Raw genomic sequence first — 2,204 nt, 5'->3', positions numbered from 1 at the left:
CGGGCGCTCGAGGAGCTGTCCAAGCCCGAGACCACCCGCTTCAAGGGCCTGGGCGAGATCTCGCCGCGCGAGATGAAGCATTTCATGGGCGCCGACATCCGTCTCGAGCAGGTGCGCATGCGGGCGATGGGGGAGGTGTCGAAGGCGCTCGGATTCTACATGGGCAAGAACACGCCGCAGCGCAAATCCTTCATCGTCGACAACCTGATCGCAGAGGTAGTATGAGTCGATGATCGTCTCGTTCACATACGAAGACCTGGATGCCGGCTGGACGCTCGAGGAGGTCCGCTTCGATGCGCTCAACCTCCTGGTCGGTCCGTCGGGGGCGGGCAAGACGCGGATTCTCGAGGCTTTACTGTATGTCCGAAACGCGGCTCTCAAGGATGCGCGCGGCGGGCCCAGCGCGAAGTGGAGAGTGGTGGTAGAGGGAGTATTTCCGAAGCAGGAAGGCGAGGAGGCCGAATACGTTTGGGAGGCGGAGACAAGGGTCACGCAGTGGGCCCCCCCCCGCGGCGAAATCTCCGACCGCGAAGCCTGGCTCGACCAGCTCACCGATGCCCACTTCGTCAGCGAGCGCATCGAGAGAGCCGGTGAGACGCTGGTCGAACGTACTGACGGAGTCTTCAAATTTGGAAGCGATCAGTTGCCCAAGCTGACGAAGTCGGAGAGTGCGATCAAACTGCTGGGCTCTGAAGACGTGATCTCGCCGCTTCTTGAGGTTCTGCGTCTGTGGCGTACTCTCGAGCCCCCACGTACTTTTGGTCCGTTCAATCTGCTGAAGATTGCCGAGTCCTTCCGCCAGCAACTCGAGGGTGAACTAGACCTGCTGAGGCAGGAATCACACCATCCCTTCACCAGGCTATACGTTCTTCAGGAGGATCACCACGAGCACTTCGCGCGCATCGTCGATGATTTCAGGGACGTCTTTCCTACCGTCGAGGAGTTGAAGATCGCGACCTACTCCGAACTGGACGTCCGGCCACATATGGGCGAGGACACGATGGCCAACTACCTGGCCGTGGGCATGAGGGAGCAAGGCGTCGAGGGCTGGGTCCTCCACTCGAACTTCTCTTCAGGGATGGTCAAGACGCTAACTTTCTTGATCGAGACGGCGCTGGCGCCGAGAGGATCCGTACTCTTGATCGACGAGCTTGAGAACAGCCTCGGCGTCAACTGCCTGCCCGACGTGGCACGTCTGATGTTGAAGGGCCTCGACCGAGTTCAATACCTGGCAACCAGCCATCACCCGCGGGTGATCAACGAGATCCCGTTCGATCGCTGGAAACTGGTAACCCGCCGAGGTTCCAAGGTGCAGGTGATCGACGCCAAGGACATCGCGCTGCTCGAGCGCGCCTCTTCGCTCGAGAAGTTCACGAGGCTGATCAACCTGCCGGAGTACGTCGAGGGGGTGGCTTGAAGCTGTACTTCCTCCTGGAGGGGCAGCGGACCGAGCCCCGGTTATACCGCCGGTGGCTGGAGCACGCCCTGCCTGACCTTCACAGGGTCTGGGACGCGAGCGAGCTGACTGACGGTAGCTTTGTCCTCGAATCTGCGGGCGGCTATCCCGGGATACTCGACCGTATTCAAGACTCAGTTGAAGGAGTGATATCGGCAGGGGTCCGGCTGGATCAGTTCTTCGTCTGTCTCGACGCCGATGAAGAGAGCTACCACGAGCGCTACGCGAGGGCGTCGCGATTCCTCCAGGCCCAGAGCCCGCCGTTCCCCTTCACGGTGATTGTTCAGCATTGCTGCATCGAGACGTGGCTGCTCGGCGACCGTTCTCTATTGCGGCCACCGCCGAAGACAGAGGAGCTGCGAGCCCTCCGGGCGCACTACGACGTCCGACGGGACGATCCGGAAGCCATGCCGGCACCGGAGGGTTACGCGACCCGCGCCCAATTTCACTACGATTACCTGAAGGCTGTCGTCAGAGATCGGAACGTCGGGCGTACCCGCGAGATCTTCAGGTACAGTAAACGCCACGTCGGCTATTTCGGCCAGCCCTCGCATTTCCGTGCCCTGGTCGAACGCCGCAACGACACGGGGCACCTCGAAAGCTTCGGTCACCTGTTGACCGCCTGGCGCGGGCTGGGTGCTGCGATAGCGCCCCCTTCGGGGCTCCGGAGCCCGGAGGGCGAAATGAGGTAGCCCAGGGTGTGAACCCTGGGAGGAGATACGAAATGACCTACGTCGAGCCGCTGATG

At 61.5% G+C, this 2,204-nt stretch carries 3 protein-coding genes; all 3 read left to right on the top strand.

Features of this window, described 5'->3' with window-relative positions:
• Positions 1-225 (top strand): type IIA DNA topoisomerase subunit B (locus GY725_06615; GenBank protein ID MCP4003852.1); only part of this gene is annotated, 225 nt, incomplete at its 5' end.
• 4 nt (positions 226-229) lie between these two features.
• Complete coding sequence (locus GY725_06610) at positions 230-1,417, top strand: ATP-binding protein (GenBank protein ID MCP4003851.1); 1,188 nt, start codon at positions 230-232, stop codon at positions 1,415-1,417.
• Positions 1,414-2,148 (top strand): hypothetical protein, encoded by a 735-nt coding sequence (locus GY725_06605; GenBank protein ID MCP4003850.1) that lies wholly within the window; start codon positions 1,414-1,416, stop codon positions 2,146-2,148. The genes GY725_06610 and GY725_06605 overlap by 4 nt, the downstream gene beginning before the upstream one ends.
• Positions 2,149-2,204: the final 56 nt, after the last annotated feature.

Source organism: bacterium, assembly GCA_024226335.1.
GTDB lineage: Bacteria > Myxococcota_A > UBA9160 > SZUA-336 > SZUA-336 > JAAELY01.
Note: the sequence above shows the minus strand (reverse complement) of the source record. Positions and strands in the feature narration are given on the sequence as shown.